The organism is Haloarcula sp. H-GB5 (assembly GCF_054850705.1).
The window spans coordinates 1,210,308-1,237,264 of sequence record NZ_JBTWBG010000001.1 but is presented as its reverse complement, the minus strand read 5'-3'; the positions used below and the strand labels follow the sequence as shown (position 1 = coordinate 1,237,264).

The window sequence follows — 26,957 nt, the reverse complement described above, 5'->3', positions numbered from 1 at the left end:
GCTTAATCGGCGCTAACCCGGCATCACTGACGCCTATTTATAGGGTCTTGGGTGGACAAGTACTGGATAGAATGAGACGAGCTACTCCGGTATTGCTGGCGCTGCTGCTCGTGGCGAGCACGCTCGCCGCGGTGCCCGCCGCCACGATGGCACAGGAAACGGACGCGGTGACTGAACAGGCCGATGAGACTGCGACGCCCCCCGGGGCACAGCTTGCCGGCGTGGTCAGCGTGCAGGAGGCTGAACTGGACGGCGAGGTCCAGTCTCGGACCTTTGGGATCCGCATCGCGAAGGCGAACACTGACGCTGCGAAGGCATCCGTCGTCGCCGAGCAGGTGAACGACTCCGAGGCCCGACTTGACGAACTCCAACAGCGAAAGCAGGCGCTGGAGCAAGCCCGCGAGAACGGCTCGATGAGCGAGGGCGAGTACCGGGTGAAGGCCGCACAACTCCACGCCGAAACGAAGAACGTCCAGCGACTGGCCAAGGAGACGAACGAAACCGCCAGCCAGCTCCCTGCCGAAGCGCTAGAGAAGAAGGGTATCGACGCGACGGCGGTCAAGACCCTCTCACAGCGCGCGAGCGAACTGAGCGGGCCGGAAGTCACCGCTATCGCACAGGGTATCGCTGGCCCGAACATAGGGCAACAGGCTCGACCCGACGTTGCCGGTGACCGCGGCGGCGATGCGGCGAACCGAACCGAAGCGGGTGACCGTCCGGGGGCCGGGCCGGAGCGGACCCCGGCAGGTGAACGGACGGACGTTGCCGACGCTACGCCAGCCAACGAGACGGCCACCAATGGCGAGGAAACCGAGTCACCGGGTGGCGGGTCCGACACTGTCGATGCTGGCCAATAGCCAGAGCGAAGACGAATACACCGTTTAAACCTGATCACACGCCAGTTTGTTGCCGGTGCTGGTCGCTATGGGCGACGCGATGGCTGCTGATATCCGGTGTTTGTTGTCTATACACACGCCACTGTGAACACGGAAACTATTAGTACCCGAGTCACACAGCAGAAGGTACATGATGCGGACCCCTCTCTCCACGATGCTCGCTGCGGACAGCGAGGGGTCCCTCCGTTTCTCCCCACGACGACGACCGGGCCGTTTCTAGGCCCACTATTACTTACTCTTCACTCGACAGGTTCGTTTCGTCGCTAGACGCCGTCGTCGTCGGTTCGATGGGATACTCGATCTGTTGTTCGATCGAGAAACCGACAGGCACACCACGGAACCAATTCAGAACACATCCATGCCAGAAGGAAACGGAACCGTCGCGCTCGCTTTCTCGGGCGGGCTCGACACGACAGTCTGCGTATCGCTGCTGAAAGAAGAGTACGGCTACGACGAAGTCATCGGCGTCACCGTTGATGTCGGCCAGCCCGATTACGAGTTCGAGGAGGCCGAGGAGACCGCCGAGGCACTGGGCGTCGAACAGCACGTCGTCGACGCGACCGAGGAGTTCGCGGACCTCTGTATGGAGGCCGTCAAGGCAAACGCCGACTATCAGGGCTACCCGCTCGGGACCGCCCTCGCGCGCCCGGTCATCGCCAAGGCCATTCTCTCGGTGGCCGAAGAGGAGGGTTGTTCGGCCGTCGCCCACGGCTGTACCGGCAAGGGTAACGATCAGCTCCGCTTCGAGGCCGTCTGGCGCGACTCCGACCTCGATGTCATCGCGCCGGTGCGCGAACTCGGCCTGACTCGCGAGTGGGAAAACGAGTACGCCGCAGAGAAGGGCCTGCCCGTCGAGGGCGGCGACGGCGGTCGCTACTCAATCGACACAAACCTCTGGAGTCGCTCCATCGAGGGCTCCGAACTCGAAGACCCGAGCACCATCCCAGCCGACGACATCTACAAGTGGACTGAGAACCCCTCCGAAAAGGATGCCGAACTCGTCGAGGTCGAATTTGAGGAGGGCGTTCCCGTTGCCGTCGACGGCGAGGAACTCGGCGGGGTCGAACTCATCGAACAACTCAACGAGCAGGCGGGGGCCCACGGCATCGGCCGCACGGACATGATGGAGGACCGTATGCTCGGGCTGAAGGTCCGCGAGAACTACGAGCACCCCGCGGCCACTGTCTTGCTGACGGCCCACGAGGCACTCGAAGGGCTCGTCCTCACGCAGGAGGAGCGCCAGTTCAAGGCCCAGGTCGATCAGGAGTGGTCCCAGAAGGCCTATCAGGGGCTCGTCGACGCGCCGCTGACGGGGGCGCTCGAAGCGTTCATCGACGACACCAACGAGCGCGTCACCGGGACCGTGACGGTCAAACTCGAAGGCGGCCACTGCCGCCCAGTCTCGCGCGAGTCTGACTACGCCGTCTACAGCGAGTCGGCGGCCTCGTTCAACGAAGAGGACGTCTCCGGCGGTATCACCCAGCAGGACGCGACCGGCGTCGCGAAGTACCACGGCTTCCAGTCCCGTCTGGCGAACAAGATTCTGGACGACGCAAAGAAAGGGGCCGCCGTGACGGACGGCAGCGGTGACCACACCGCGAGCGAGGACACGGAGGAGTAAGCGAATGAGCGACGGCGAGGACCACGAGGCCGCGGATGCGACCGACGACAGTGAAACGGTCGTCCGCCGGGACCGCTTCGCGGGCGGGCCCGCCCGGTCGTTCCTCTCCTCGCTGTCCGACGACCAGCGAATCTTCGCGGCCGACCTCGCGGTCGACCGCGCCCACATCGTGATGCTGGCCGAACAGGAGATCATCGACCGCGAGACGGCCGGCGAGGTGCTGGCCGCGCTGGCGGACGTGGAAGACGCGGATCACGGTGCACTACCCGACGGCGAGGACGTGCACGAGGCCATCGAAAGCGCCGTCATCGACCGCGTTGGCCCGGACGGCGGGAAGATGCACACCGCCCGCTCGCGCAACGACGAGGTGGCGGCCTGTATCCGCTACCGCCTTCGCGAAGACATACTGGACCTTGTCGAGACTGTCACCGGTGCCCGCGAGCAACTCATCGAGGTGGCCCGCGCCGAGCGCGAGACGGTGATGCCGGGGTACACCCATCTCCAGCCCGCCCAGCCGACGACAGTCGCCCACTGGGTGCTGTCCTACGAGCAGGCGCTCCAGCGCGACACCGCGCGGCTGCTCGATGCCTACGAGCGTGTCAACCAGAACCCGCTGGGGTCGGCCGCGTTTGCCGGGACCCCCTTCGACGTGGACCGCGAGCGCACGGCCGAACTGCTCGGGTTCGAGGGCGTCGTCGAAAACTCGATGGACGCCTCGGCGACGCGTGATTTCCTCGTCGAAACGACCAGCACCGTCGCCACGCTGGCGACGAATCTGTCGGGGCTGGCCGAAGATGTCGTCGTGATGGCGAGCAAGGGCCATGTCGACCTCGACGACGACTACGCCTCGACGTCGTCGATCATGCCCCAGAAGAAGAACCCCGACACGCTGGAACTGGTCCGTGGACGCACCGGCGACGCCGTCGGTGGGCTAAACGGCCTGCTGACTAACTTGAAGGGCCAGCCCCGGGCCTACAATCGCGACCTGCAGCGCGCGGGGCGCCACGCTTGGGACGCAATCGACAGCGTCAACGAGAGCGTGGCAGTCGCCGCCGGTGCGGTCGCGACGGCCGACTGGCCTGCCGAGACGTTAGCGGAAGCGGCCACAGGTGGGTTTGCGACGGCGACTGGTGTGGCGGACTTGCTGGCGATGGCTGGCGTGCCGTTCCGGACGGCTCATGAGGTCGTCGCCGAGGCCGCCGCCGGTCTGGGACCCGAGGAAGATGCACCCGACTACGAGGCGCTATCGGCCGTCGCCGAGGACGTGCTGGGCGAGCCCCTGTCGACCTACGTCGACCGCGAGGCGCTGGCGGCCGCACTCGACCCGACGGAAAGTGTCGCCATGCGGGACTCCCGCGGTGGCCCGGCCCCCGACGCCGTCGCTGAGCAGGTGTCGGTAGCGGAAGACGCACTCGCCACCGACAGTGAGGCACTGACTGCCCGCCGCCAGGCGGTTTCACAGGCGGCTGACCGCCGCCAGACGGAGGTGGACCGATATGTCTGAGCGACCACCGTCCCCTCGTGGGACAATTATACCATACTTCTGATACACGACTCGGAAACGTGGCGGATTTAGAGCTTTGATACGATTAGAGCGCGGTATGTCTTGTTAAACTATTCTGATATGTTCGAAGGCTTTAAGTGGATCCCTGTCACAGGATGAACTACAATGGCAGAATGCATCGAGTGTGGGGCGGACGTGTCCCTGCACGACAACCTCGAAGTCGGAGAGATCGTTGACTGTACCACCTGCGGTGCCGAGCTGGAAGTCGTCGGCGCAGATCCTGTCGAGCTCGACAGCGCACCCGAGCTCGAAGAGGACTGGGGTGAGTGAGGTGTTCGCGGTGGCGCGGCGCTCGGCGCCGTACGTGACCGTGGCGCTCGACGCTGCGAGCCGCGAACCCACGGAGGACTCAGTATGAAAGTCGGACTCCTCTACTCGCGCATCCGCCGGGACGAGAAGCTCCTGTTGTCGGAACTGCGCGAGCGCGACCACGAGATCGAGAAGATAGACGTTCGCAAACAGCAGTTCAATATCCACGAGGCACCCGAGGCCTTCGAGGATCTGGACATCGTCGTCGACCGCTGTCTGGCGACCAGCCGCAGCGTGTACGCGACGAAGTTCGCGGAGGCCTACGGGGTCCCGGTCGTCAACGGCCCTGAGGTCGCCGACACCTGCGCGGACAAGGTCAACAACAGCCTCGCGCTAGAGGCCGCGGGCGTGCCGACGCCCAACACCGACGTGGCGTTCACGAAGGACGCCGCGCTGGAATCCATCGAGAAGTTCGGCTACCCCTGCGTCCTCAAACCCGTTGTCGGCTCCTGGGGTCGCCTGATGGCGAAGATCGACTCCCGCTCGGCCGCCGAGGCTATCCTGGAACACAAGGAGACGCTTGGCCACTACGAGCACAAGATCTTCTACGTCCAGGAGTTCGTGGACAAGCCCGGCCGTGACATGCGCGTGCTGGCTGTCGATGGCGAGCCTATCGCGGCGATGGTTCGCTCCTCGGACCACTGGCTCACCAACGCCGCCAAGGGCGCAGAGACTAACGAGTTCGAACTGGACGACCGCGCGCTAGAACTGGTCGAGAAGGCCTCCGACGCGGTCGGTGGCGGGCTGCTCGGTATCGACCTGATGGAAATCGGTGTCGACGAGGAGAGCGGCGAGTTCGAGGACTACACGGTCCACGAAGTCAATCACACCGTCGAGTTCAAGGCGCTGAACGAGGTCACCAACGTGGACGTGCCCGCGAAGGTCGTCGACTGGCTCGAACAGAAGGCGGCGACAGAAGCCGACGCCGAGGTGACAGCATGACGTACACCGCAAGCGTCGTCGGCGGCTCCGGCTTCACCGGCGGGGAACTGCTTCGTATCCTCGACGGCCACCCCGAGTTCGAACTGGCACAGGCGACCAGCCGCTCGAAGGAGAACAAGACTATCGGGCACTCGCACCCGAACCTTCGCCACTCGGACTTGCGGTTTTCCTCGCCGGAAGACCTGGAGTCGGTCGACGTGCTGTTCGCCGCGACGCCCCACGGCGTCTCGATGGAGCAGATCGACGCGTTCCAGGAGGCCGCCGGCACGGTCGTCGACCTCTCGGCGGACTTCCGGCTCGATAGCGAGGCCCAGTACGACGAGTGGTACGACGGCCACTCTCGGCCTGAACTCCTCGAAAAGAGCGAGTACGCCCTGCCGGAACTCAACCGAGACAACCTCGAAGGCGCGGACCTCATTGCCTCCGGCGGCTGTAACGCCACGGCGACGATCCTTGGCCTGCTCCCGTTGTTCGAGGCCGATATCCTCTCCGGCGACGAGCAGGTCGTCGTCGACGTGAAGGTCGGCTCCAGCGAGGGCGGGGCCGGCGGCGGCGAAGCGTCCAGCCACCCAGAACGTTCGGGCGTCGTCCGCCCGTACGCGCCGACGGGCCACCGCCACGAGGCCGAGATACAGCAGTTCCTCGGCATTGACGTGTCCTTTACTGTCCACGCGGTGGACATGATCCGCGGCGCGAGCGCGACCTGCCACGTTTTCCCCGAAGGGCCGGTTTCGAAGGGCGACCTCTGGGGGGCCTACCGCGGCGAGTACGAGGACGAACCCTTCGTCGAACTCGTCGCTGGCGGCGGTGGCGTCTACCGCTACCCCGAACCGAAGTCGGTCGCGGGGACGAACCGCGCCGAAGTCGGCTTCGAACTCGACCCCGGCAACAAGCGGCTAGTCGTGTTCTCGGCCATCGACAACATGATGAAGGGATCGGCGGGGCAGGCCGTCCACGCGGCTAACGTCGCCCTCGGTATCGAAGAGACGGCGGGCTTGGAGTTCCAGGGGCTCCACCCCGTCGGCGCACCGTAACCTCTGGAGTGATTTTCTATGACAGTCGTTATCAAAGTCGGTGGCGCTCGCGCGGTCGACCCCGCGGGGGCGCTTGCAGACGTGGCATCGTTAGTGGCCGAGGGCGAGCAAGTCGTCGTGGTACACGGCGGCTCCACCAAAGTCGACGAGACGCTCGAACGGCTCGGCGTCGAACCCGAATACGTTGAAACCCCGTCGGGCGTCGTCGGCCGGTTCACCGACGAGACCACGATGGAGGTGTTCGAGATGGCCTTCGGGCATCTCAACACCCAGCTCGTCGCCGGCCTCCAGAGCGAGGGCGTCGACGCGGTCGGTCTCACCGGCGTCGACGGCAAACTGCTCTACGGACCGCGGAAATCCGCAGTGCGGGTCGTCGAGGACGGGAAGAAGAAGATCCGCCGCGGCGACCATTCGGGCACGATCAAGCAGGTCAACGGCGACCTGCTGGAGACGCTGCTTGACGATGGCTACACGCCAGTTGCGGCACCACCGATGGCTGGGGACGACGACGGCGAGGTAATTCCAGTGAATACCGACGCCGACCGCTCAGCGGCGGCCATTGCCGACGAACTCGATGCGCAGTTGGTGCTCCTTACTGATGTCGAGGGCGTCTACGCGGACCCCGACGATCCGTCGACGCTCATCGAATCGGTCGAGACAGCAAGCGACTGGGACGCCCTCGAAAACGCCGCGGAAGGCTTCATGGGCCGGAAAATCATGGCCGCCGAGGAGGCGCTCGACGGCGGCGCATCCGAGGTCGTGGTGGCTGACGCCAACGCCGAGGAGCCGATCCTCTCGGCGCTTGACGGCGGCGGGACCCACGTTCACGCGAGCGCACTCGAACAGGACACAGACCAGACAGCGACGGAGGAACAATGAGCGGATTCGTCTTCAACGAGAAACCCATCCAGATCGAACGTGGCGACGGTGCCTACGTCTACGACGACGGCGGCACAGAGTACCTAGACATGGGCGCATCCTACGCCTGTGTCCCGCTGGGTCACAAGCACCCGGCGGTCCAGAGCGCCGTCAGCGAGCAGCTAGAGAAGATAACGTACGTTCAGGCGTCGTACCCGAACGCCGAACGGACGGCGCTGTACAACCTGCTCGCCGAAACTGCTCCGGACCCAATCGACAAGACCTGGCTCTGTAACTCCGGGACCGAGGCCAACGAGGCCGCGCTGAAGTTCGCCCGGTCGGCGACGGGCAACTCCAAGATCGTCGCGACGATGCAGGGCTTTCACGGCCGGACGATGGGCGCGCTGGCGACCACGTGGAAGAACAAGTACAAGAAACCCTACGAGCCGCTCATCGGCGATGTGGAGTTCGTCCCCTACGACGACAGCGAGGCGCTTGACGAGGCCGTCGACGAGGACACCGCCGCGTTCATCGTCGAACCGGTGCAGGGCGAGGGCGGCATCAATCCCACCTCGGACGGCTACCTCGAAGACGCTCGTGAGATTACCGAGGAAGCCGGTGCAGCACTCATTTTCGATGAGGTCCAGACCGGGATGGGACGGACCGGTGCGCTGTGGAACTCCCAGCGCGCCGCCGTCGCACCGGACATGATAACCGCGGCGAAGGGGCTTGGCAACGGCCTCCCCATCGGCGCGACGCTGTGCCGGGACTGGATCGCCGAGGACTACGGCTCCCACGCCTCGACGTTCTCCGGCGGGCCGGTCATCTCAGCGGCCGCCGGTGCAACAGTCTCGACCATCATCGAGGACTCGGTGCCCGGCAACGCCGCTGTTATCGGCGATTACCTCCTGACTGAACTGGAAGCAGCTATCGGCGATGACGTGCGGGACATCCGCGGCGAGGGGCTGATGATCGGCGTCGAGGTCGGCCGCGGTGCGAACGCGGCGCTGAAAAAGCTCGCGTTGAACCATCAGGTGCTCGCGCTGCCGGCCGGCCGCACGGTTATCCGCCTCCTCCCGCCACTGACCATTGACAAGGACCACGCCGACGCCGTCGTTGACGCGATGGCGGAGGTGGTGGGATGAGCGAAGCCGCGACGCCCGAGGCTGACACCGAGGCACGTGACCTGCTTGAAGCTGTCGTCCGCATCCCGTCTGTCTCGCGGAATGAGACGGAGGCCGCCGAACGGTTAGTCGAGTTCTTCGAAGCCCACGGCCGCGAGGCGTGGCTCGACGACGTCGGTAACGTCCGCGCCCCGGCGGATGACGGTGTCCTGCTCACCTCCCACATCGACACCGTCCCGGGCGACATCCCGGTCCGTGTCGAGGAGACCGATGAGGGCGACGTGCTCTGGGGCCGCGGCAGTGTCGACGCGAAGGGGCCGCTGTGTGCGATGGCCACTGCGGCCGTCCGCACCGGAGCCTCGTTCGTCGGCGTTGTCGGCGAGGAGGTCGACTCGAAAGGCGCTCGATTCCTCGTTGAGGACCGCGAGACGGCTCCCGGTGCCGTCATCAACGGCGAACCCTCCGGCTGGGAGGGCATCACGCTGGGCTACCGCGGCCTGCTGGCCGGGACCTACGTCGCAACGAGCGAGTCCGGCCATTCCTCGCGTCCGGAGAACAACGCCATTCAGGACGCTATCGACTGGTGGTCGTCGGTCGACGACGAGTTCGCCACCGACGAGTGGCACCCTGTCTTCGAGCGTGTCACCTGCAAGCCCGTCGAGTTCAACGGCGGGACGTCGACCGATGGGCTCTCCGTCGAAGCGACGATGGACGTGCAACTGCGGGTCCCGCCGGAGTACAGCACCGATGAGATCCGAGAAATCGCCGACGGGTTCCTGGAGAACGGCACGGTCAACTGGGACGACAAGGTCGAGCCAGTGATGCAGAGCCCCCGAACCAGCGCCGCCCGGGCGTTCCGGGCCGCGATTCGACAACAGGACGGCGAGCCCACGCTGCTTCGCAAGACTGGCACCAGCGACATGAACGTCTACGCGAAGGCGTGGGATTGCCCGATGGTGACTTACGGTCCCGGCGACTCAGACCTCGACCACGCACCGAACGAGCACCTCCCGCTCGACGAGTACGACCGCTCCGTTGCGGTGCTCGAAACCGCGACCGAACGCCTGCTGGAGGACTGACATGGACATACTCGACGTCGACGACCTCACGACCGACGAACTGACGACCGTCCTCGACCGCGCCGCGGCCATCAAGGCCGACCACGGCGAGGGGAGCGCGAGTGACCTGCTCGATCAGCAGACGCTCGGCATGATATTCGAGAAACCGTCGACGCGAACCCGAGTCTCCTTCGAAACGGGGATGACGCAACTGGGCGGCCACGCCGTGTTCCTCGGCCCCGACGACATCCATCTGGGCCATGGCGAACCGGTCAAGGACACCGCCCGCGCGCTCGGCCGGTACGTCGATTTCATCATGGCCCGCGTGTTCGACCACGCCGACGCGGAAGAGCTGGCCGAATACGCCGAAGTCCCGGTCATCAACGGACTGACCGACGACGCTCACCCCTGCCAGACGCTCGCCGACCTGCTGACCATCCGCGAGCGGTTCGGTGACTTCGAGGATGTCTCCGTGGCGTGGGTCGGCGACGGCAACAACGTCTGCCAGTCCTTCGTCATCGGTGCGGCGATGGTCGGCCTCGACCTCACTGTCGCCACGCCGGAAGGCTACGGCATCGCCGACGACGTGGCCGACCGCGCCGCCGCCTTCGGCAACGCGCCTGAGACGACCCACGACCCCGAAGCAGCCGTGGCTGACGCCGACGTGGTGTACTCTGACGTGTGGGTCAGCATGGGGCAGGAGGACAAGCGCGACCAGAAACTCCAAGACTTCGAGGGGTTCCAGATCACGCCGGACCTGCTCGGGGACCGGCCGTTCATGCACTGTCTCCCTGCCCACCGCGGCGAGGAGGTCACCGACGACGCCATCGAATCGGACAACGCCGTCGTCTGGGACCAGGCGGAGAACCGTCTGCACGCCCAGAAAGGGCTGCTGGTGTGGCTGTCCGAGCAGGCGTAGCAACTGGTCGGTAAATTTCGTGTGGCTGGTTGAGCGAGAGCGGTCTGGGGCGAGGCCACTGTACCGCGCGCCGACGGCGCGCGGTTTCCCCGGACGCGAACGAAGTGAGCGTCCGGCCTTTTTCGCCCACGTTTTTCAAGGAGGGGTTCGAGCGCGCTCGGAGAGCGCGACTCGAACCCGACGCCGAAAAAGGTGGTTTAGAAGTGGCTAAATTTGTCCCGGCGGAACACGTCGATGCTGTTGATGATGGTCGGTGGCTCCTGTCGCATGGCGAAGGCGATAGCGTCGGCTACCTCTTCGGGCTCGGTCACCTCGCCCGGCTCGAACCGCTCGTTGAACGCCGTTCCGTCCTCGGAGTTGAACTCCGACCGGACCTCTGAAGGATTGACGACGGTGACACCGATGTCGTCGTCGCCGACCTGACCAGCGAGGCTGTGGGCGAAGCCACGGAGCCACCACTTCGTCGCGGCGTAGACGGGGTTGAACGGCCGTGGATACTGTCCAGCGAAGCTACCGACGAACACGAGCGAGCCGGCCCCCTCTCGGAGATGCGGCAGTGACTCGCGGGCGGTGTAGAACGCGCCGTCGACGTTGACATCCATCATCGTCCGGTACTGCTCGTCGGACAGCGTCTCAACGTCCGAGCCGCGGCCGACGCCGGCGTTGACGACGACGCCGTCGAGCGAGCCGAGTGTGTCGACGGTGGACTCGACGGCGGCCGTGACCTGTGCCGGGTCGCTGACATCGGCCGGCACGACGTGGGTGTCAACGGCGTACTCGGCGGCGATTTCGTCGGCCAGTTCGGTGAGGCGATCTTCCCGGCGGGCGACCAGTGCCACATCGGCCCCGTCACGTGCCAGCTTTCTGACGGTCGCCGCGCCGATACCCGAACTCGCTCCGGTGACAAGCACGGCTGTCTCTGAGAGTGGTCCCGAATCCATGGTCGGACCTACGGGCATCTCGTGGTTAGCGTTTGGGCCGAGCGTGTAACGCCGTGGTGGTGGGCGACCACCGCGAGTCAGAGGAAGACCGACGAGGCCCGCTTGACGAAGTCGACGGGGTCTGACCTGAGCTGATCGACGTACCTGAGTGGGTCGGATTTGACGGCCTCGATGGACATCCGACCGTTTCTGGCGACGCGGTTCAGATACCCTTGCTGGAGCATCCGGTTTTGCTCCTTGCTGTAGACAGGTTTGCTCGTCTGCATGGCGATCGTCCGCGCTTGGGAGTGGGAGCTTTCGATGAACAGCTTGGCGTCCGAGGACTGGTACACCTCGGCCTTGTACTGTCCGTGGTTACCCGCAGCGACCCGCGTGGCCTTGTCTGGGTACTGCATCATCACCAGTTCGTCGTACTCGATCCCGTGTTCGTCAAGCCAGGCGGCAGTCTCGCTACGGTACTTCTCCAGCCGACAGGTAACGATCTTCCCGATCTCCACCGAGGGAACACAGATCGGATCGACAGTCGAAATAAACTCCCGGTATTTCGGCCCGTCGTCGTTCTCTTCCGGCGTCGGGTCGCGACAGAGGATACCGTCTAGGTCAACACAGGAATCCACGAGGAAGTCGTGGTGCATCATGTTCCACTCGAACACTCTCGGGAACGCCAGGGTCTGGGCGTACGTATCGACGAACCGCTCGGAACCCTCGTCAACGTACACAGCGCCGTAGTACACGTCCGCGGACAGATCCAGGCCGTCGATCGTCGACTGCGCGGTGGTCATTTCGCTGCCGGTGTAGACGGTGTCGTCGACGACGAGTATCGTCGAGAACTCCGAGAGGTCGAACTCACCGTCGTACCGTTCACCTGTCTGTAGGAGTCTGCCCTCCCGCAATCCGTCGATATCCGTCATCGGGAGATTGAGATGCAGCGAAAGTAAGTTTGACACTAGCATTCCGCTTCTGGGTATTCCGACGATCAGATCCAAGTCGTCTGGTAGATCGACGATCCACTCCTGCGTATCAGCACTGAGGTGGTCGAAACTCCTGTAGTTCATTGGTTTCTGGGATCGGGAAGTATTAGCATCCTCATCGTAGCTCGGACACCACGAGGAGAAACACGCTTACTTCTTTTCAAGTGACACTAGTCAGCGAGTATTAATACTTTTGATCTGTAACTCGTTGAGATATTATTTTAGAAGAGAACGTCTGTTCGGCGAGTTTCATTCCGTTCCGGGGCTATTTCCACCCGAAACAGTGCCCTTTTCGATGGGGTTGGCAATATCTCTCACAATACTCGCCATCGTCGGGGATTGAGAGCTGGCGCTTCCGGCTGAAAAAGTGGACTTTTTGATACATCCAGGAGCGGTTTTCATAATCAGCCTTTCGGGCTACCGTCGGCGGTTCGGAATCGGATGAACGCGGACAGTGACGACTCCGTCGCGGTGAGGTTGAGGTAACGACCCAGTTTATCCGGGTCGGAATAATACAGAGGGGTATGTCTGTCAACCCGTCTCCGGACCAGTTTCACGACCTGATGGTGGACGACGAACCGACCCTCTCGGACGTGATGGCCTGTGTTTTCGGCGTTCAAGAACACGAGGTACGGACGTATCAGACATTGCTTGAGACTCCTGCAAGCACTGTCGAGGAACTCGCTGACGAACTCGGTCGGGACCGCTCGAACATCAACCGATCGCTGTCGACGCTCCGCGAGAAAGGGCTCGCGACGCGCAAACGGCGACTCCTCGACGGTGGCGGCCACGTCTACCAGTACACTGCGACACCGCTGTCGGAGGCCCGGGAACTGATGCACGAAACCCTCGACGAGTGGACTGCGGTGGTCCATCACCGTATTGACGAGTTCGACGCCAGCCACGGTGAGTGATAGCCGCCGCACTGTGTGCGCCGCCGGTATAGACGGCAACCGTCCGACTTTTGCCCACTGGGGGCATGGTCCCGACAATGGCTGACCTGCAACTCACCGATGACGTGCCGCCGGTTGCCGACGACGGCGTCTGGCTGGCCTGCATCGAGTGTGGTGAGACGTTCGCTCCCTTCGACGAGATTCGCTACACCTGCGACCACTGCGACGGCCTGCTTGAGGTCCGCTACGACGACCTGCCGACCTTCGACGAGTTCGAGGGGTCGGGTGTCTGGCGATACAACGCTGCCCTGCCCTTCGAGAAGGGCGTCACGCTCCCCGAGGGTGACACGCCGCTACACGAGATGCCGCGCCTGAAGGAGGACATCGGCGTCGACGCGCTCCGCGTGAAACACGAGGGGATGAACCCCACCGGCTCGTTCAAGGACCGCGGCATGACCGTCGGTGTCCGGGTCGCCCAAGAGGTCGGCGTCGACCGACTGGCCTGTGCCTCGACGGGCAACACGTCTGCGGCACTGGCGGCTTACGGCGCCCGCGGCGGGATGGAGACGCTCGTTCTCCTGCCCGCTGGGAAGGTCGCCGCAGGGAAAATCGCACAGGCGAGCCTCCACCGCGCGCGCATCCTCGAAGTCGACGGCAACTTCGACGAGTGTCTCGATATCGTGCAGGACCTCGCCGCCCGCGGCGAAGCCTACCTCCTCAATTCGCTGAACCCCTTCCGTCTAGAGGGCCAGAAGACCATCGGGCTGGAGATCATGGAGGAGTTCTACGCCGACAACGGTGAGTACCCGGACCGAATCGTCCTGCCGGTCGGCAACGCCGGCAACACCGCGGCGCTGTACAAGTGCTTCCGCGAACTCGTCAAGGCCGGCGCAATCACCGAGGAGCAGGTGCCCAAACTCACCGGTGTGCAGGCCGAGGGAGCCGCTCCGATGGTCGAAGCCATCGAGAACGGCTACGAGGACACCCGCCGCTGGGAGGACGTCGAGACCCGCGCGACCGCCATCCGAATCGGCAATCCGGTCAACGCGCCGAAGGCGCTGCCGGGCATCCGGGAGACCGGCGGCACCGCTGTCGCCGTCTCCGACGAGGAAATCACCGAAGCACAGCGTGATATCGCTGGCGAGGGCGTCGGCGTCGAACCGGCCTCTGCCGCCTCTGTCGCCGGCCTCCGGAAACTCCGGCGCGAAGGCGAAATCGATAGCGACGAGTCGGTCGTCTGCCTGACCACGGGCCACCTGCTCAAAGATCCCGAAGCAGCCGCCGAGGCCGGGAACGAACCGGAGCCGGTCGCAAACAGCACCGAGGCCGTGCTGGACCTCATCGAAGAACCATCCTCAGTCACTGAGACGATTCGGCGACAGGCGTCGAAGGCCGCCGACGCGCCACTGGTCCCGGCGCTGGTCGCCGGCGGTCTCGGTGTCGCGTACCTCTACCGGAAGTTCCTCTCAAAGAAGTAACGTCGGCGAACGGGCCGCCAACGGCGAGGCCCTGCCAGACTTTCTGGTCGAAAACTGACTGCGCTGGCTCTTTACTCAGTATTTTCCGTCTTCCACCCAGTAGAAATATCCATCTTCCCCGGGAACAGGCAACCAATGGACGCACAGACGCGAAGTGCGGTACGACTGAGCGCTCCCGTCGAGCTGTCGATTGCATTACGCATGCCACCGATCCGGGTGTTACTGTGACGGGCGTCTACGAGCGGGCGCTGGGCGAGGCCGCGGCCGACCTCCATCCGAAGGTCCGCGACCGGTACAGCCTCGCTCCCGACGATGGAACGGTCTGCGTCGGTCGCGGCGAGATGGATATCACCCGTGGAACGCTGGTCCTGCCGGCGCTGTACGCGATGACGACCCAGAACATGCTGTTCCCCGAAGCCGGCGAGGACGTGCCGTTCTCGGTGACGACGGTGGCCTACACGACGGACGGGGGTCACGAGGCGATGACGACTCGCCGCGCCTTCGACTTCGGCGACACCACTCGCCTGTTCGACTCGCTGACCGTCTGGGACGCCGAGGCCGAGCGACTGCTGGACTTTCTCGGAACACACGGCCGGGTCGCCAGCGAACTCCACCCGCGGGTTGAGGACGGCACGCTCGTGGTCGCTGGCGGCCGGCAGTGGGCTCGTCTGGGCGACCGCTACGTTCCCCTGCCGGGGCCGCTGGCCGCCGATGTCGAGGTACGTGACCGCTACGACGAAACCGACGACCGATACCACGTCACTGCGACCGTCGAGAACGACCTTGTGGGCCACATGCTCGGCTATCGCGGAACGTTCACGCAGAACCAGACTGCCAGCGACGGGACGCCCGACGACCTCCGAATCGTCCGCGGACTCGACCGGCACCCGCCGCGATGAGCGACCGCGCCGCTGGGTCTCGGCAGCCAGCACTCGCCAGCGTCGCCCAGCCGTCTATCCGGGGCATCGCCGTGGCGGACCTGAGCGCGGTGTTTGGAGCGGTGGTCTGGCTGGTGATGACGGCCACAGGCGAACTGGACGCTATCGAGCGGGCGCTCGCACTCGCGCCGCTCGTGCTGGTCCCGCTCGCCCTCCGAACGGCGGTGACCGGAGCGTTCGAGGCGCTTGCCAGTCGGTTCACGACCGCTGCCATCTGGCTCCAGCCGGTCGGCGCGCTCCTGCTCGCGGTCTCGCTGGTCGTCCCGTCACCAGCACCGCTGGCCGCCGTGCTCGCAACGCCGTGGCTGGCTGTCACCGGCCTCCTCGGACTCGCGGCGCTTGCACGGACTCGGATTCGGGGCGGTCTGGTGCTCCCGGAGACCGCTATCGACGCTGGCTTCGCCTACGTCTCAGTGGGCGCGGTCGCGCTCCTGCTGGCCCATCTTGACCTGACGCTCTGGTTCGACCGCGTCATCATCCGACTAACAGCAGTCCACTTCCACTACGCCGGGTTCGTCCTCCCAGTCGCAGCAGGACTGACCGGCCGACACCTCGCTGACCACTCGCGGGGATTCCGAACCGTTGTCGGTGTCATCCTCGTCGGGCCGGCACTCATCGCGGCCGGAATCGCCTTCTCGCCGCTGGTGGAGGTCGTCGCAGTGACCCTCTTCACCGTCGCCGTTGCGGCCTTCGGCGTTGTGGTCCTCCGTCGCGTCGTCCCGGTCTGTCCTCGACTACAGGGGCTCGTGCTCGGCATCGCGGCGGTCGCACTGCCGGTTTCAATGGCGCTTGCGCTCGGCTACGGCGTCTCGACGTTCACCGGCCAATCGCTGGGGCTGACGATTTCGACGATGGTTGCGCTCCACGGCTCGCTCAACGCCTTTGGGTTCGGGCTGTGTGCGACGCTCGGCTGGCGGCTTTCGATCTCCTGACAGTGGTCAGTGCTCCGCTCGCTCCGGCTCCAGTCGGTAGCGTGTCGTCGCCTGCCCGTCGAACCGGGGACCGTTTCCGGTGGACATGAACCCGACCGCCTCAACAGCGTCGCGGACCTCTGATTCGTCCTCCGGGAGCAGTAGTTCGACGGTCATGTGTTCCCGGCGTGCGAACTCGATCGGGTCAGTCAGGAGTTCTTTGCAGGCGTCGCTCGACCCGGCCAGTTGCGTCACGTGGACGGTCCCACGCTCGGCGTCGAAACTCACGAACCCCACAATGGTGTCGTCTTCCTCGGCCACGCGGACGGTACGGTCGTGGACGAGGTTTCGCATCACGTCCGGCGGCCCGTCGGCGAGGGCGGCCAGTCGCTCAGCGTCGTCCTCGATAGCGTCGCGGATATCCATACATGTGCGTGGGAACCCCACGCAAATAAACGGTGTGTCGGTCGCTCCGGACTGCGCCCGCCTCCGCGGCAACAGGGCTTCGCACGACGGAATCTGCCGGTCACTGTTGACAGTGAGACGCGGTCACAGATGAACACAGTTATCCCGAGCGACGGATAACGCGAGGGCAATGGTTCACGTACACACGGGCACGGTGGTAGCATGCGCGTAGTCGCCAAATTCGGCGGGACGAGCCTCGGTAGCGGCGACCGCATCAACCGGGCCGCGGACTCGATTGCCGCTGCTGTCCAGCAGGGCCACGAGGTCGCGGTCGTCGCCTCGGCGATGGGCAACACGACCGACGAACTGCTCGACGAGATCAACTACGACGCCGACTCCGCGGACCGCGCCGAAATCGTCTCGATGGGCGAACGGACCTCCGTTCGGATGCTCAAGGGTGCACTCGCCGCCCGCGGTATCGAGGCGGTCTTCCTTGAACCCGGCAGCGAGGACTGGCCGATCATCACCGACGAGTACGGCGAGGTCGACGTTGAGGAGACACAGAAGCGCGCCCACGCGCTGGCCGGCCAGCTCAAGGACGTCGTCCCGGTCATCACAGGCTTCCTCGCGGAGGACTACCAGGGCAACGTGACGACGCTCGGTCGTGGTGGCTCCGACACGAGCGCCGTGATGATGGGCGACTACATGGACGCCGACGAAGTCGTCATCGTCACCGACGTCGAGGGCGTCATGACCGGCGACCCCCGCGTCGTCGAAGGTGCTCGGAACGTCGGAAAAATCTCCGTCGACGAACTCCGTTCGCTGTCGTTCCGCGGGGCCGAGGTGGTCGCGCCGTCAGCGCTGTCATACAAGAGCGACGACCTCGGCGTTCGGGTCGTCCACTACCAGCACGGCGACTTGCTCTCCGGTGGCACCTCTATCGAGGGTGAGTTCCAGAACCTCATCGATCTGCAGGAACAGCCGATCGCCTGTGTGACCGTCGCCGGCCGGGCCATCCGGAACAGCCCGGGCATCCTCGCGGATCTGTCGGGCGCTATCGCGGACGAGGACATCAACATCGAGGCCAACTCCTCGGGGATGGACTCGCTGACGTTCTACGTCGACGAAGACGACGCCGAGGAAGCCGAGGCGCTGCTGCACGCCCGCATCGTCGACGACGAGACGCTCTCGTCGGTCACCGTCGAGGACGAAATCGCCGTCATCCGCGTCACCGGCGGCGACCCCAGCCAGTCGGCGCTGGCGCACCAAGTCGTCGCACCGCTTGCCGACGCGCACATCCATCTCTATGATGTGATTACGTCCGCCACGTCGGTCTCCGTGTTCGTCCCGTGGGAGGACCGCGAACAGGCCCTCTCACTCGTGCAGGACGTGTTCTGAACGCTGGGTTCTTTTTAATCGGTCGAGGAGGCCTGCTCGAACCGGCTCGCGGGCAGCAGGAGTTCGCTGACTTCGGGAAGGTGTTTCAGGTTGTAGACGATCTTCGCGTCGTCAGACACCGGTGCGGCGATACACGACAGGCGGATGCCTTTCTCTGTGAGTTCAGGCGGCAGGATGTGGCTCGCCGGCGACGGCATCTCGCCGTCGACGACCGCCACCGCGCAGTTCGTACACGCGCCGCCGCGGCAGGCAAACGGCCACGCAAAGCCGTTCTTTTCGGCCGCTTCCAGCAGCGTGTCGTTCGGGTCGACGTAGAACCGTCCGAAATCAGTCGATTGCAGGTTCGCGTCCGCGGCTTTCGCGAACAGCTCCTCGTCTTCGAGCGCCCAGCCGTGGTCCTCCAGCACCTCGAAGTTGAGAAACTCCACCAGCGGATCGTCCGGTTCTGGCGGGGCTTCCTCGGTCTCGGACCCGGATTCGGCCGTCGGTGACTCGTCCGGCAGCGGGTCCCCGGGCTCGTAGCCGTTCTGTAGTCGCTCGTAGGCGTCTTTGACTGTCTGGAACTCGGCCGTCGAGCCGCCCTGATCCGGGTGGGCTTCCTTCACCCGCTTGCGGTACGCGTCGACGATCTCCCCGTCGTCCGCGTCCGGCGGAATTCCGAGGACCTCGAATGGGGACTCCACGCGACACAGTAGCGGTCACGGACATAAATTCTCTCGTCCCGCTGCAGTATCTGCAGGCTGCCGGCGACGAGCGACGCGCAGTTCCTATGGCTACCGGCCCTGCGTCAACCGGAAGCCGATCTGCCGCGGCAAGTCGGCGTCCTCTACCGCGTCGATGACCGCGCTCGTGTCGTAGGCCACGCGGTGCTCCTCGACAGTCAAATCATCGAGGTCGAGCACCGCGTACGCAGCCCGGTGGTCCCTGTCGCGGGGCTGGCCCACGCTGCCGGGGTTCATGACGACGCCGTCCCCGTATACCTCGTGGTGTTGATGGTGCGTGTGGCCCATCACGAGCACGTCCTCGTCGTCCAGCAGATCCGGCCCGAACTCCTCGGGGTAGGTGTAGTGGTCCGGATCGTCCGGGTGGCCGTGGACGAGTTTCACCCGACCGTCACAGACGCGGCGCTCGTCGGGCAGCGCCGCCAACCACTCGATCTGCTCGTCGGACAACTGTTCCGTGGCGTGTTCGACGCCGGCCTGCGCCATCCCGTTGAACGCGAACGGTGTCTCGGCGGCGACCGCCCGGTCGTGGTTGCCCATCACTGTCGGGACTTCGTCGGTCGGCCAGGGACCGTCCGCGGGGAGCGCGTCGGTGTGCCCGCGCATCGCGTCGACACAATCGGCGTGCCAGGGGTTGTAGCCGACCACGTCGCCGGCACAGACCAGTCCGTCAACCGACGGCATATCCGCAAGCACTGCCGCGAGCGCCACCCGATTGCCATGAATATCAGAGAGTACACCGAGTTTCATTGCTAGTGTCTATCCCCTGTGGGGTCTTGAGTGTCGGTCCTGGCTCAGTATCTGTGTCCGTGGTGCGTTTGCTGCCATCCGCTCACTCCCCGTTGTGCACTGCCACGTCGAACTCGCCCGCCGACCCCGCGACGCCGGCCGAACAGACAGCGTGCTCGTACTCGTGGTCGTACACCTCGCGGGCTACCTCGCTGGCGTCAGTCGCGGCCAGGTCGAACGCCGTCGGGCTGTTCTCCTCGTAGGTCGCCACAAGCGTCGGCTCGGTGACCTCCTCGACGAGCAGCGCGTCCCGGCGGACGGTCCCGATGACCGCACCCGGCCCGTCGGCGTTGGTCGTCGGGTCCGCCGCGTCGACGCCGACGATACCGGCGACCCGCGGCGTGTCGTAGTCGTCCTTCTCGAAGTCGAGCGAGAGGAGCGGCTCCGCGATGGCGTCCCGCGCCGGATAACCCAGTTCGAGCTTTTCGGCGATTGGGTCGACGTGGGAGCCGTTACCGACGACCGCGCCGCGCTCGGTGACGCGGACGCCGTTGTAGGAGATGTATGGGTTGTCCGTCTCCGGCGCGTCCGGTGTCGGTTCGACGGTCACTGTCCCGTCGCGCTGGACTGCCTGGCGGTTGGGGAACGAGCGCGAGGAGACGCGGTACGCACCGACCTCGGGACTGACGACGACGAATCGTCCAACGTACATACGCGAGTGTGCACAGCACCCCGAAAAAGCGCTGTCGATGTCTGGCCGTCTGGCGTAGCCATGACGCTATTGTTCTCCTGGCGGTGTTGTGTGGGCTGCTGACACGCTTCATGTCCGACTGAATCGCGCAACGCTTACAAAGGGGCACCCGATACTGTAGAGTGCGCACAGTCCATTGGGGTAGTGGCCAATCCTGAAGCCTTCTGGGGGCTTCGACCCTGGTTCGAATCCAGGATGGACTATTTCTGTGGCGAGCAAACTCGCGAGCCACGAAATCGTAGTTACTGATTCGGGCCCTGCCAGTCGCGCACAGCGAAGCGAGCACGTCTGGTTCTGGTTCGAATCCAGGATGGACTATTTCTGTGGCGAGCAAACTCGCGAGCCACGAGATCGTAATTACTGGATTCGAGCTTTGGAAGACGAGCGAAGGAGTCTTCCTCTGGTTCGAATCCATGCGGAACAGGTGTGACACGGGTCTGGCAAGCACTCGCTTGCCACTGGCTACTTGTAGCTACCTCCCAGAGAAAACATATGACACCGACACACGTCCTCGTCCCGCTGGACGGGTCACCGCTGGCTGACGAGGCGCTGACGTACGCGCTGGAGACGTTCGACTGCCGGATTACAGTCCTGAACGTCGTTGCGCCACTCGATACGGGAATGAGCGAAGGCGGGATGCTCGAACCGGGTGCGGATCGCCGGGCGGCGGCTGACGAGCGGGCCACGAAGCTCGTTGACCGGGCGTCACAGCAGGCCGACGAGGTCGGCCAGCAGGTCGAAACGGCCGTCGAGACCGGTGACCCGGCAGAGACGATTCTGGACTACGTCGAGGCGGTCGACGTTGACCAGGTGGTGATGGGTGGCCACGGCGGGACGCGAAACGAGATCGCCCGGCGGTTGCTCGGAACGGTGGCGACGGCGGTCGTCAGTGAAGCGCCGGTGACGGTGACGGTCGTCCGGTAGTCACGGACGCCGACGACCCGGACGCAGCACGCGGGCACCCTTCAGGCTTGGCTGCCGAGGACCGCTTCCAGCACCTGATACAGGCCGAAGCCGATCACGACGCTGGTGACGAGCGTAATGAGCCAGAATCCGACAGTCACACCTATTTTCCGGCGAGAGACGCCGGCAGAACCGCCGGCCAGGCCGCCGCCGATGACGCCGGAGATGATGATGTTGTTGAACGAGATTGGGATCCCCAGCGCGATAGCGGCCTGCGCGATGATGAAGCCGGGGACCAGCGCCGCGATGGAGCGGCGGACGCCGAGTTGCGCGTATTCGCGGGAGGTCGCCTGTAGCAGGCGGGGCGCGCCCATCCACGCGCCGCCGAGGATACCAACTGCGCCGAGCGCCAGCAACACGATCCCGGGGAGGCCAAGTTCGGTCCCATAGAGGTTTTCCAGTGGTCCGGTCGCGAGGCCGACCTGACTGCCGCCACTAGAGAAGGCGACGACACTGCCGAGCACGACGAGAAAGGTCTTGATGCCCTTGTCGACGGAGGCCTGCGTCTGCCGGCGGATGTAGTAGAAGCTCCCGGCGGCGACCAGCAGTGTCGCGACGACGGCGGCAATATCCGTCCCGGCGACCATCGCGGCAAAGCCGGACAGCGAGCCCTGGTCGGTGCCGGCCGGTGACGGGATGATGCTCAACTGGACGTTGGCGACGATGCCCCCGACGACGCCGGCGAGCAGCGGGACGCCGACCGTCTCGGGGATGTCGTCCCGACGCAACACCGTCGCGGTGAGATAGGCCAGGCTCCCCGAGACAGGCGGGACGAGCAGCCAGAACGTGATGATCCGCCGGTAGGTGTCGAACACTGGGTCGCCCCCGAGCGAGAGGCCGACGCCGACCATCGCGCCCGTCGTCGCGAACGCCGCTGGAACGGGATAGCCCGAGTAGATACCGAAGGCCATGAATCCCGTCGCAGTCAACAGCCCGGCGACGGCTGCGAGCGAGGTGATCGCGACGCCATCGATGAGGCCAGCGCCGACCGTTTCCGAGATACTGCCCCCCTGAGTCAGTGCGCCCATTGCGGCGAGAATGCCGATCAGGAAGGCGGCGCGCATCGTCGAGATAGCGTTCGCACCGATAGCCGGGGCGAACGGCGGTGAGTTGCTGTTCGCACCGAGTGTCCAGGCTGTCACCAGCCCAGTAACCGTCGCGAGGGCGACCAGCGCCCAGAAGACGACGGTGGTCACCGCGTGTTGGGTCCCGTCAGGGCCTGCCAGTTGCTGCTGTGTGAACGTGACCAGACTGTCATTGCCAGCCGTTCACACCCAGTACATAAAATGCCCGCGGCGTCGGTTTCGAAAGCCGATCGGCCCGCCTTGCCGTGATTTGTCGCCGATGTGGCGAATGTGCGACACCGAAGTCTTTAACGCCTACCGACACCGCTGGTGGGACATGTCACAGCGCAGACGCACGTTCATCAGTAGTGTTGGTACCGCAACTGCAATCGGGTTAGCCGGATGCCTCGGTGGCGATGGCGGCGACGGCAGCGGCGGTGACGGCGGGGACACCGACAGCGATGGTGGCGACGGCGACAGCGGTCCGGCCGCCCGTGTCGGAATGGTGTACGCGACGGGCGGACTCGGTGACGGGTCGTTCAACGACCAGGCCCAGACCGGCGCTATCCGATCAGCGGACGAGCTAAACATCGAATACGACGAGTCTCAGCCGGAAGCAGTACAGGACTTCGGCAGCCTCCAACAGCAGTACGCGCAGTCCTCGAACCCGGACTACGACCTCGTCTGCTGTATCGGCTTCCTGCAGGCGGACGCCCTCACGGAGACCGCCAGCCAATACCCCGAGCAGAACTTCATGATCGTTGACTCCGTCGTCGAGGCGGACAACGTCGGCTCCTACGTGTTCGGTGAGCATCAGGGCTCGTTCCTCATTGGATTGATGGCCGCGAAGCTGACCAGTCAGGACTTCTCGGCTGGCACCGGCTCCACGCAAAGCGACTCCACGAGCGTCGGCTTCGTCGGCGGCGTCGAGGGCGACCTCATCGGCCGCTTCGAAGCCGGCTACAAAGCTGGCGTCAAGCACGCGGAGGAAGACGTCGACGTCCAGACAGCCTACGTTGGCGACTTCAACGACCCCTCCGGGGGGCAGGAGGCGGCCCTCTCGATGTACGAATCGGGTGCGGATATCGTCTACCACGCGGCCGGTAACACCGGGACTGGCGTGTTCCGTGCGGCTCAGGAGGCGGAGCGCTTCGCAGTCGGCGTCGACCGCGACCAGTCGGTCACGAAATCGGACTTCAGCGATGTCATCCTCGCGAGTATGGTCAAACGCGTCGACAACGCGGTGTACACGTCGGTCGAATCGGTCGTCAACGACAACTTCGAGGGCGGTGCTGTGAACACGCTCGGCCTCGAACAGAACGGTGTCGAAGCAGTGTACGGCCAGCAGCTCGGCTCGGAGATCCCACAGGGCGTCAAAGACGAGGTGTCCGCGGTCCGCCAGAGCATCATCGACGGCGACATCAGCGTGCCGACTGACCCCGACAACGCCTGAGACCGGTTGTTAGAGCGATTTGCCGTCTGTTCCGCCCCCGCGGTCGGAACTATCCGAAAATAATATCAACAATCCGTCTGAGTCACCGCGACCACACACGCAGTTGCCGCATATTTTTGCCAGACATGTGGAACCGTGAAGTTAAAACACCGGGACGGTAACGGCTCAGAGTATGGAACAGGCCGTCCACCTCGATGGTATTACAAAGCGGTTTCCGGGGGTAGTCGCGAATGACGACGTCGATCTGGCGGTCGAGAAGGGGACGGTTCACGCACTGCTCGGCGAGAACGGTGCGGGCAAAACCACCCTGATGAACGTCCTCTACGGGCTCTACCAGCCCACCGAGGGGACGGTCAACGTGCACGGCGAGACACAGCAGTTCGACTCGCCGCGCGACGCCATCGACGAGGGTGTCGGTATGATCCACCAGCACTTCATGCTGGTCGATCCGATGACCGTCACCGAAAACATCACGCTTGGGAACGAGCCCCGCAAGTGGCTTGGACTCACAGTCGACAGCGAACAGTCCCGCAAACAGGTCCGTGAACTGTCCGAGCGGTACGGGTTCGACGTGGACCCCGACGCCCGCATCGAAGACGTCGGTGTCGGCGTCCAGCAGCGCGTCGAAATCCTCAAAGCGCTCTACCGCGGCGCGGATGTCCTGATTCTGGACGAACCGACAGCAGTGCTCACGCCACAGGAAGTCGAGGACCTCTTTCGCGTCCTCGAAGAGCTGACCGACCAGGGCAAGACGATTATCTTCATCACGCACAAGCTCGGCGAGGCGATGGAGGCTGCTGACGAAATCACGGTCTTGCGCGAGGGGAAAAACGTCGGGACGGTGCCGGCCGACGACATCACTCGGGAAGAACTGGCCGAGATGATGGTCGGCCGGGAGGTGCTGCTGGACCTCGACCGGGACCCAGCCGAGCCGGGCCGATCTATCCTCGACGTCGAGGACCTCGTCGTGGAGGACGACCGGGGCGTCCGCGCGGTCGACGGGATTTCGCTCGAGGTCCGGGCCGGTGAGGTACTCGGAATCGCTGGCGTCGATGGGAACGGCCAGTCGGAACTGGTCGAGGCAATTACCGGGCTCCAGATGCCTGACGAGGGAACGATCACGTACGACGATGTCGACCGGACCACCGACAGCCGCCGGGAACGCATCGAGGCCGGGCTGGCCTACATCCCGGAAGACCGACAGGAGCGGGGACTGGTGATGGACTTCGACCTCGTCGAGAACGGCCTGCTGGGGAGCCAGCACGCGGCCGACTACACCTCGAAGGGGCGTATCGACTGGAACCACACGCGCGACCACGCGGAAGAGATAATCGAAGAGTACGACGTTCGGCCGCCGGATGCCGACGCCCACGCCAAGTCCCTCTCCGGGGGGAACCAGCAGAAGTTCGTCGTCGGCCGGGAGTTCGCCCGGGACCCGCGTCTCGTCGTCGCCTCCCACCCCACCCGCGGCGTGGACGTCGGGTCGATGGAGTTCATCCACGACCAGATCAACGCGCTCCGCGAAGCGGGCCGGGCCGTGTTGCTCATCTCCTCGAACCTCGACGAGGTCCAGTCGCTCTCGGACCGTCTCGCTGTCGTCTACGAGGGCGAGATCGTCGACATCGTCGACCCCGAGCGCGTGACCGAGGAACAGCTCGGACTGCTGATGGCCGGGCAGCAACCTGACGCCGTCCCGACCATTGCGGCGAACGGGGAGGGTCACCGATGACCGACGACGCCCCATCGCGGAACGGCGACGATCCGCCGGCACCGGACTCGGACGACCGGTGGTCACAGTATCGACAGCGACTCATCAGACTGGGTCAGACCTCGGTCGGCGAGCGGATTCTCATCGCCGTCTCGGCGCTGTTGCTCTCTATCGTCGTCGGAACGGTCATCGTCACCGCCGCGGGACTGATGGCGACGTGTCGGTCCCCGGTACTCACTTTCGGTTCCACAACGCTGTGTTACGACCCGTTCTACGTGTTTAACCGGCTGTTTCTCGGCGCGCTGGGCGATCCCTTCGCCGGCGGCTGGTCGCCGCTGAACGCGCAGTTCGCGGCGACGCTACGCGAGACGACGATACTGGTGTTTACCGGGCTTTCGGTAGCCTTAGCGTTCCGTGCTGGCATCTTCAACATCGGGACACAGGGCCAGCTTATCATCGGTGCGCTGGCGGCCGCACTGACGGTGCTATGGGCCGGCTCGCTCGTCTCTGGGACGATCGCACTCGTCTTGTTTATTCCGCTCGGGCTGCTCGCTGGCGCGATCGGCGGCGGCCTCTACGGTGCGATACCCGGTGCGTTGAAAGCCTACGCCGACGCGAACGAGGTAATTACCACTATCATGCTCAACTTCGTCGCTGTCCGGGTCTCGCTGTATCTCGTCCGGAACCACTTCGCCGACCCGACGAGTCAGGCGACACAGACCCGAACACTGCCCGTTGAGGGGCAGTTCCCCTCGATCCTGTTCGACCCGCGGACGGACTTCTCCTTGCTCGCGCTCCTGATTGCGCTCGTGTTCGTCGGCGGTGTCTACTACCTGCTCGAACACACGGCCTTCGGCTACGACCTGCGGACCGCTGGCATCCAGCCCGCGGCCGCGGAGTACGGCGGCGTCGACTCCGCCCGGACCATCCTGAAGTCGCTGACGCTGTCGGGCGCGCTCGGCGGTATCGGCGGGGCTGTGTTCGTGATGATGACGCTCGGGAAGTTCCAGACCGGTATCCCGAGCTACGGCTTCGACGGGATCACCGTCTCTATCCTTGCCGGCAACAACCCCATTGGGGCCGTCTTCGCCGCGCTCCTCTTTGGCGTCCTCAAGTCCGGCTCGAACGTGGTGGCGTTCGCGACCAACGTGCCGCCACAGCTGGTCGGCGTCCTCCGGGGACTTATCATTCTGTTCGTCGCGATGCCGGAGTTCTTCCGTATCATCGGCCGGCGGCTCGCAACACGCGAGCCCGACAGTCCGGCCACCGCGACCGCGGGAGGTGGTGCTGATGACTGACGACAGCGC

26 protein-coding genes and 1 tRNA gene are annotated in these 26,957 nt (G+C 64.8%); 20 read left to right on the top strand and 7 right to left on the bottom strand.

Going from position 1 to position 26,957, the window contains the following annotated elements:
- Window positions 1–71: 71 nt before the first annotated feature.
- From ACYJ11_RS06470 to argF, 10 genes are all read left to right on the top strand, one after another.
- On the top strand, window positions 72–857 hold the full coding sequence (locus tag ACYJ11_RS06470; protein ID WP_461647153.1) for a hypothetical protein: 786 nt from the start codon (window positions 72–74) through the stop codon (window positions 855–857).
- 397 nt (window positions 858–1,254) lie between these two features.
- On the top strand, window positions 1,255–2,517 hold the full coding sequence (locus ACYJ11_RS06465) for an argininosuccinate synthase (protein ID WP_461647152.1): 1,263 nt from the start codon (window positions 1,255–1,257) through the stop codon (window positions 2,515–2,517).
- Between the two features lie 4 nt (window positions 2,518–2,521).
- Complete coding sequence (argH, locus tag ACYJ11_RS06460; protein ID WP_461647151.1) at window positions 2,522–4,021, top strand: argininosuccinate lyase; 1,500 nt, start codon at window positions 2,522–2,524, stop codon at window positions 4,019–4,021.
- Between the two features lie 165 nt (window positions 4,022–4,186).
- Window positions 4,187–4,351 (top strand): lysine biosynthesis protein LysW, encoded by a 165-nt coding sequence (gene lysW / locus ACYJ11_RS06455; RefSeq protein WP_004590364.1) that lies wholly within the window; start codon window positions 4,187–4,189, stop codon window positions 4,349–4,351.
- An 84-nt stretch (window positions 4,352–4,435) separates the two neighbouring features.
- Window positions 4,436–5,332 carry a lysine biosynthesis protein LysX gene (lysX, locus tag ACYJ11_RS06450; RefSeq protein WP_461647150.1) on the top strand — a complete coding sequence of 299 codons (897 nt, stop codon included), beginning with the start codon at window positions 4,436–4,438 and terminating at the stop codon, window positions 5,330–5,332.
- Complete coding sequence (argC, locus tag ACYJ11_RS06445) at window positions 5,329–6,366, top strand: N-acetyl-gamma-glutamyl-phosphate reductase (RefSeq protein WP_461647149.1); 1,038 nt, start codon at window positions 5,329–5,331, stop codon at window positions 6,364–6,366. The genes lysX and argC overlap by 4 nt, the downstream gene beginning before the upstream one ends.
- Before the next feature lie 18 nt (window positions 6,367–6,384).
- Complete coding sequence (locus ACYJ11_RS06440) at window positions 6,385–7,245, top strand: acetylglutamate/acetylaminoadipate kinase (RefSeq protein WP_461647148.1); 861 nt, start codon at window positions 6,385–6,387, stop codon at window positions 7,243–7,245.
- Window positions 7,242–8,369 (top strand): aspartate aminotransferase family protein, encoded by a 1,128-nt coding sequence (locus ACYJ11_RS06435; protein WP_461647147.1) that lies wholly within the window; start codon window positions 7,242–7,244, stop codon window positions 8,367–8,369. The genes ACYJ11_RS06440 and ACYJ11_RS06435 overlap by 4 nt, the downstream gene beginning before the upstream one ends.
- Complete coding sequence (locus ACYJ11_RS06430) at window positions 8,366–9,427, top strand: [LysW]-lysine hydrolase (RefSeq protein WP_461647146.1); 1,062 nt, start codon at window positions 8,366–8,368, stop codon at window positions 9,425–9,427. Before ACYJ11_RS06435 ends, ACYJ11_RS06430 begins: the two co-directional genes overlap by 4 nt.
- 1 nt (window position 9,428) lies before the next feature.
- On the top strand, window positions 9,429–10,325 hold the full coding sequence (argF, locus tag ACYJ11_RS06425) for an ornithine carbamoyltransferase (protein WP_461647145.1): 897 nt from the start codon (window positions 9,429–9,431) through the stop codon (window positions 10,323–10,325).
- A 197-nt stretch (window positions 10,326–10,522) separates the two neighbouring features.
- Here argF and ACYJ11_RS06420 read toward each other — a convergent pair whose 3' ends face one another.
- Both ACYJ11_RS06420 and ACYJ11_RS06415 read right to left on the bottom strand, forming a co-directional pair.
- Window positions 10,523–11,266 carry an SDR family oxidoreductase gene (locus tag ACYJ11_RS06420; RefSeq protein ID WP_461647144.1) on the bottom strand — a complete coding sequence of 248 codons (744 nt, stop codon included), beginning with the start codon at window positions 11,264–11,266 and terminating at the stop codon, window positions 10,523–10,525.
- 77 nt (window positions 11,267–11,343) lie between these two features.
- The gene (locus ACYJ11_RS06415; RefSeq protein WP_461647143.1) at window positions 11,344–12,321 is read right to left on the bottom strand and encodes a phosphoribosyltransferase; all 978 of its coding nucleotides are present in this window, start codon (window positions 12,319–12,321) and stop codon (window positions 11,344–11,346) included.
- Window positions 12,322–12,761: 440 nt separating this feature from the next.
- On the opposite strand from ACYJ11_RS06415, the gene ACYJ11_RS06410 reads away from it, so the two are divergent.
- The 4 genes from ACYJ11_RS06410 (at window position 12,762) to ACYJ11_RS06395 (ending at window position 16,478) form a co-directional block, all read left to right on the top strand.
- On the top strand, window positions 12,762–13,151 hold the full coding sequence (locus ACYJ11_RS06410) for a helix-turn-helix domain-containing protein (protein ID WP_188975696.1): 390 nt from the start codon (window positions 12,762–12,764) through the stop codon (window positions 13,149–13,151).
- A gap of 65 nt (window positions 13,152–13,216) precedes the next feature.
- On the top strand, window positions 13,217–14,608 hold the full coding sequence (gene thrC / locus ACYJ11_RS06405; RefSeq protein ID WP_461647142.1) for a threonine synthase: 1,392 nt from the start codon (window positions 13,217–13,219) through the stop codon (window positions 14,606–14,608).
- Window positions 14,609–14,832: 224 nt separating this feature from the next.
- Window positions 14,833–15,507: a DUF4166 domain-containing protein gene (locus ACYJ11_RS06400; protein WP_461647141.1), complete on the top strand. Its 675-nt coding sequence runs from the start codon at window positions 14,833–14,835 to the stop codon at window positions 15,505–15,507.
- Window positions 15,504–16,478: a YndJ family protein gene (locus tag ACYJ11_RS06395; RefSeq protein ID WP_461647140.1), complete on the top strand. Its 975-nt coding sequence runs from the start codon at window positions 15,504–15,506 to the stop codon at window positions 16,476–16,478. Before ACYJ11_RS06400 ends, ACYJ11_RS06395 begins: the two co-directional genes overlap by 4 nt.
- A 6-nt stretch (window positions 16,479–16,484) precedes the next feature.
- Here ACYJ11_RS06395 and ACYJ11_RS06390 read toward each other — a convergent pair whose 3' ends face one another.
- Window positions 16,485–16,883, bottom strand: coding sequence for a hypothetical protein (locus ACYJ11_RS06390; RefSeq protein ID WP_461647139.1), 399 nt, complete (start codon window positions 16,881–16,883; stop codon window positions 16,485–16,487).
- 201 nt (window positions 16,884–17,084) lie between these two features.
- On the opposite strand from ACYJ11_RS06390, the gene ACYJ11_RS06385 reads away from it, so the two are divergent.
- Window positions 17,085–18,260, top strand: a complete 1,176-nt coding sequence (locus ACYJ11_RS06385; RefSeq protein WP_461647138.1) for an aspartate kinase — start codon at window positions 17,085–17,087, stop codon at window positions 18,258–18,260.
- Window positions 18,261–18,274: 14 nt separating this feature from the next.
- Here the strand turns inward: ACYJ11_RS06385 and fer are convergent, their stop codons facing one another.
- The 3 genes from fer to ACYJ11_RS06370 all read right to left on the bottom strand — a co-directional run bounded on the left by fer (window position 18,275) and on the right by ACYJ11_RS06370 (window position 20,423).
- Window positions 18,275–18,943 carry a ferredoxin Fer gene (gene fer, locus ACYJ11_RS06380; protein WP_461647137.1) on the bottom strand — a complete coding sequence of 223 codons (669 nt, stop codon included), beginning with the start codon at window positions 18,941–18,943 and terminating at the stop codon, window positions 18,275–18,277.
- A gap of 90 nt (window positions 18,944–19,033) precedes the next feature.
- Entirely contained in the window at window positions 19,034–19,732 is a 699-nt protein-coding gene (locus ACYJ11_RS06375; protein ID WP_461647136.1) for a metallophosphoesterase family protein, read from the bottom strand.
- An 82-nt stretch (window positions 19,733–19,814) separates the two neighbouring features.
- Window positions 19,815–20,423 carry an IMP cyclohydrolase gene (locus ACYJ11_RS06370; RefSeq protein ID WP_461647135.1) on the bottom strand — a complete coding sequence of 203 codons (609 nt, stop codon included), beginning with the start codon at window positions 20,421–20,423 and terminating at the stop codon, window positions 19,815–19,817.
- 169 nt (window positions 20,424–20,592) lie between these two features.
- Here ACYJ11_RS06370 and ACYJ11_RS06365 point away from each other — a divergent pair.
- A tRNA-Gln gene (locus tag ACYJ11_RS06365) sits at window positions 20,593–20,665 on the top strand.
- Window positions 20,666–20,954: 289 nt separating this feature from the next.
- Window positions 20,955–21,386, top strand: a complete 432-nt coding sequence (locus ACYJ11_RS06360; RefSeq protein WP_461647134.1) for a universal stress protein — start codon at window positions 20,955–20,957, stop codon at window positions 21,384–21,386.
- A gap of 41 nt (window positions 21,387–21,427) precedes the next feature.
- Here the strand turns inward: ACYJ11_RS06360 and ACYJ11_RS06355 are convergent, their stop codons facing one another.
- Complete coding sequence (locus tag ACYJ11_RS06355) at window positions 21,428–22,621, bottom strand: inorganic phosphate transporter (protein WP_461647133.1); 1,194 nt, start codon at window positions 22,619–22,621, stop codon at window positions 21,428–21,430.
- A 157-nt stretch (window positions 22,622–22,778) separates the two neighbouring features.
- Here ACYJ11_RS06355 and ACYJ11_RS06350 point away from each other — a divergent pair, with 157 nt between their 5' ends.
- From ACYJ11_RS06350 to ACYJ11_RS06340, 3 genes are all read left to right on the top strand, one after another.
- Window positions 22,779–23,942 (top strand): BMP family lipoprotein, encoded by a 1,164-nt coding sequence (locus ACYJ11_RS06350; RefSeq protein WP_461647132.1) that lies wholly within the window; start codon window positions 22,779–22,781, stop codon window positions 23,940–23,942.
- A 172-nt stretch (window positions 23,943–24,114) separates the two neighbouring features.
- Window positions 24,115–25,671, top strand: coding sequence for an ABC transporter ATP-binding protein (locus tag ACYJ11_RS06345; RefSeq protein ID WP_461647131.1), 1,557 nt, complete (start codon window positions 24,115–24,117; stop codon window positions 25,669–25,671).
- Window positions 25,668–26,948, top strand: a complete 1,281-nt coding sequence (locus ACYJ11_RS06340) for an ABC transporter permease (protein ID WP_461647130.1) — start codon at window positions 25,668–25,670, stop codon at window positions 26,946–26,948. Before ACYJ11_RS06345 ends, ACYJ11_RS06340 begins: the two co-directional genes overlap by 4 nt.
- Window positions 26,949–26,957: the final 9 nt, after the last annotated feature.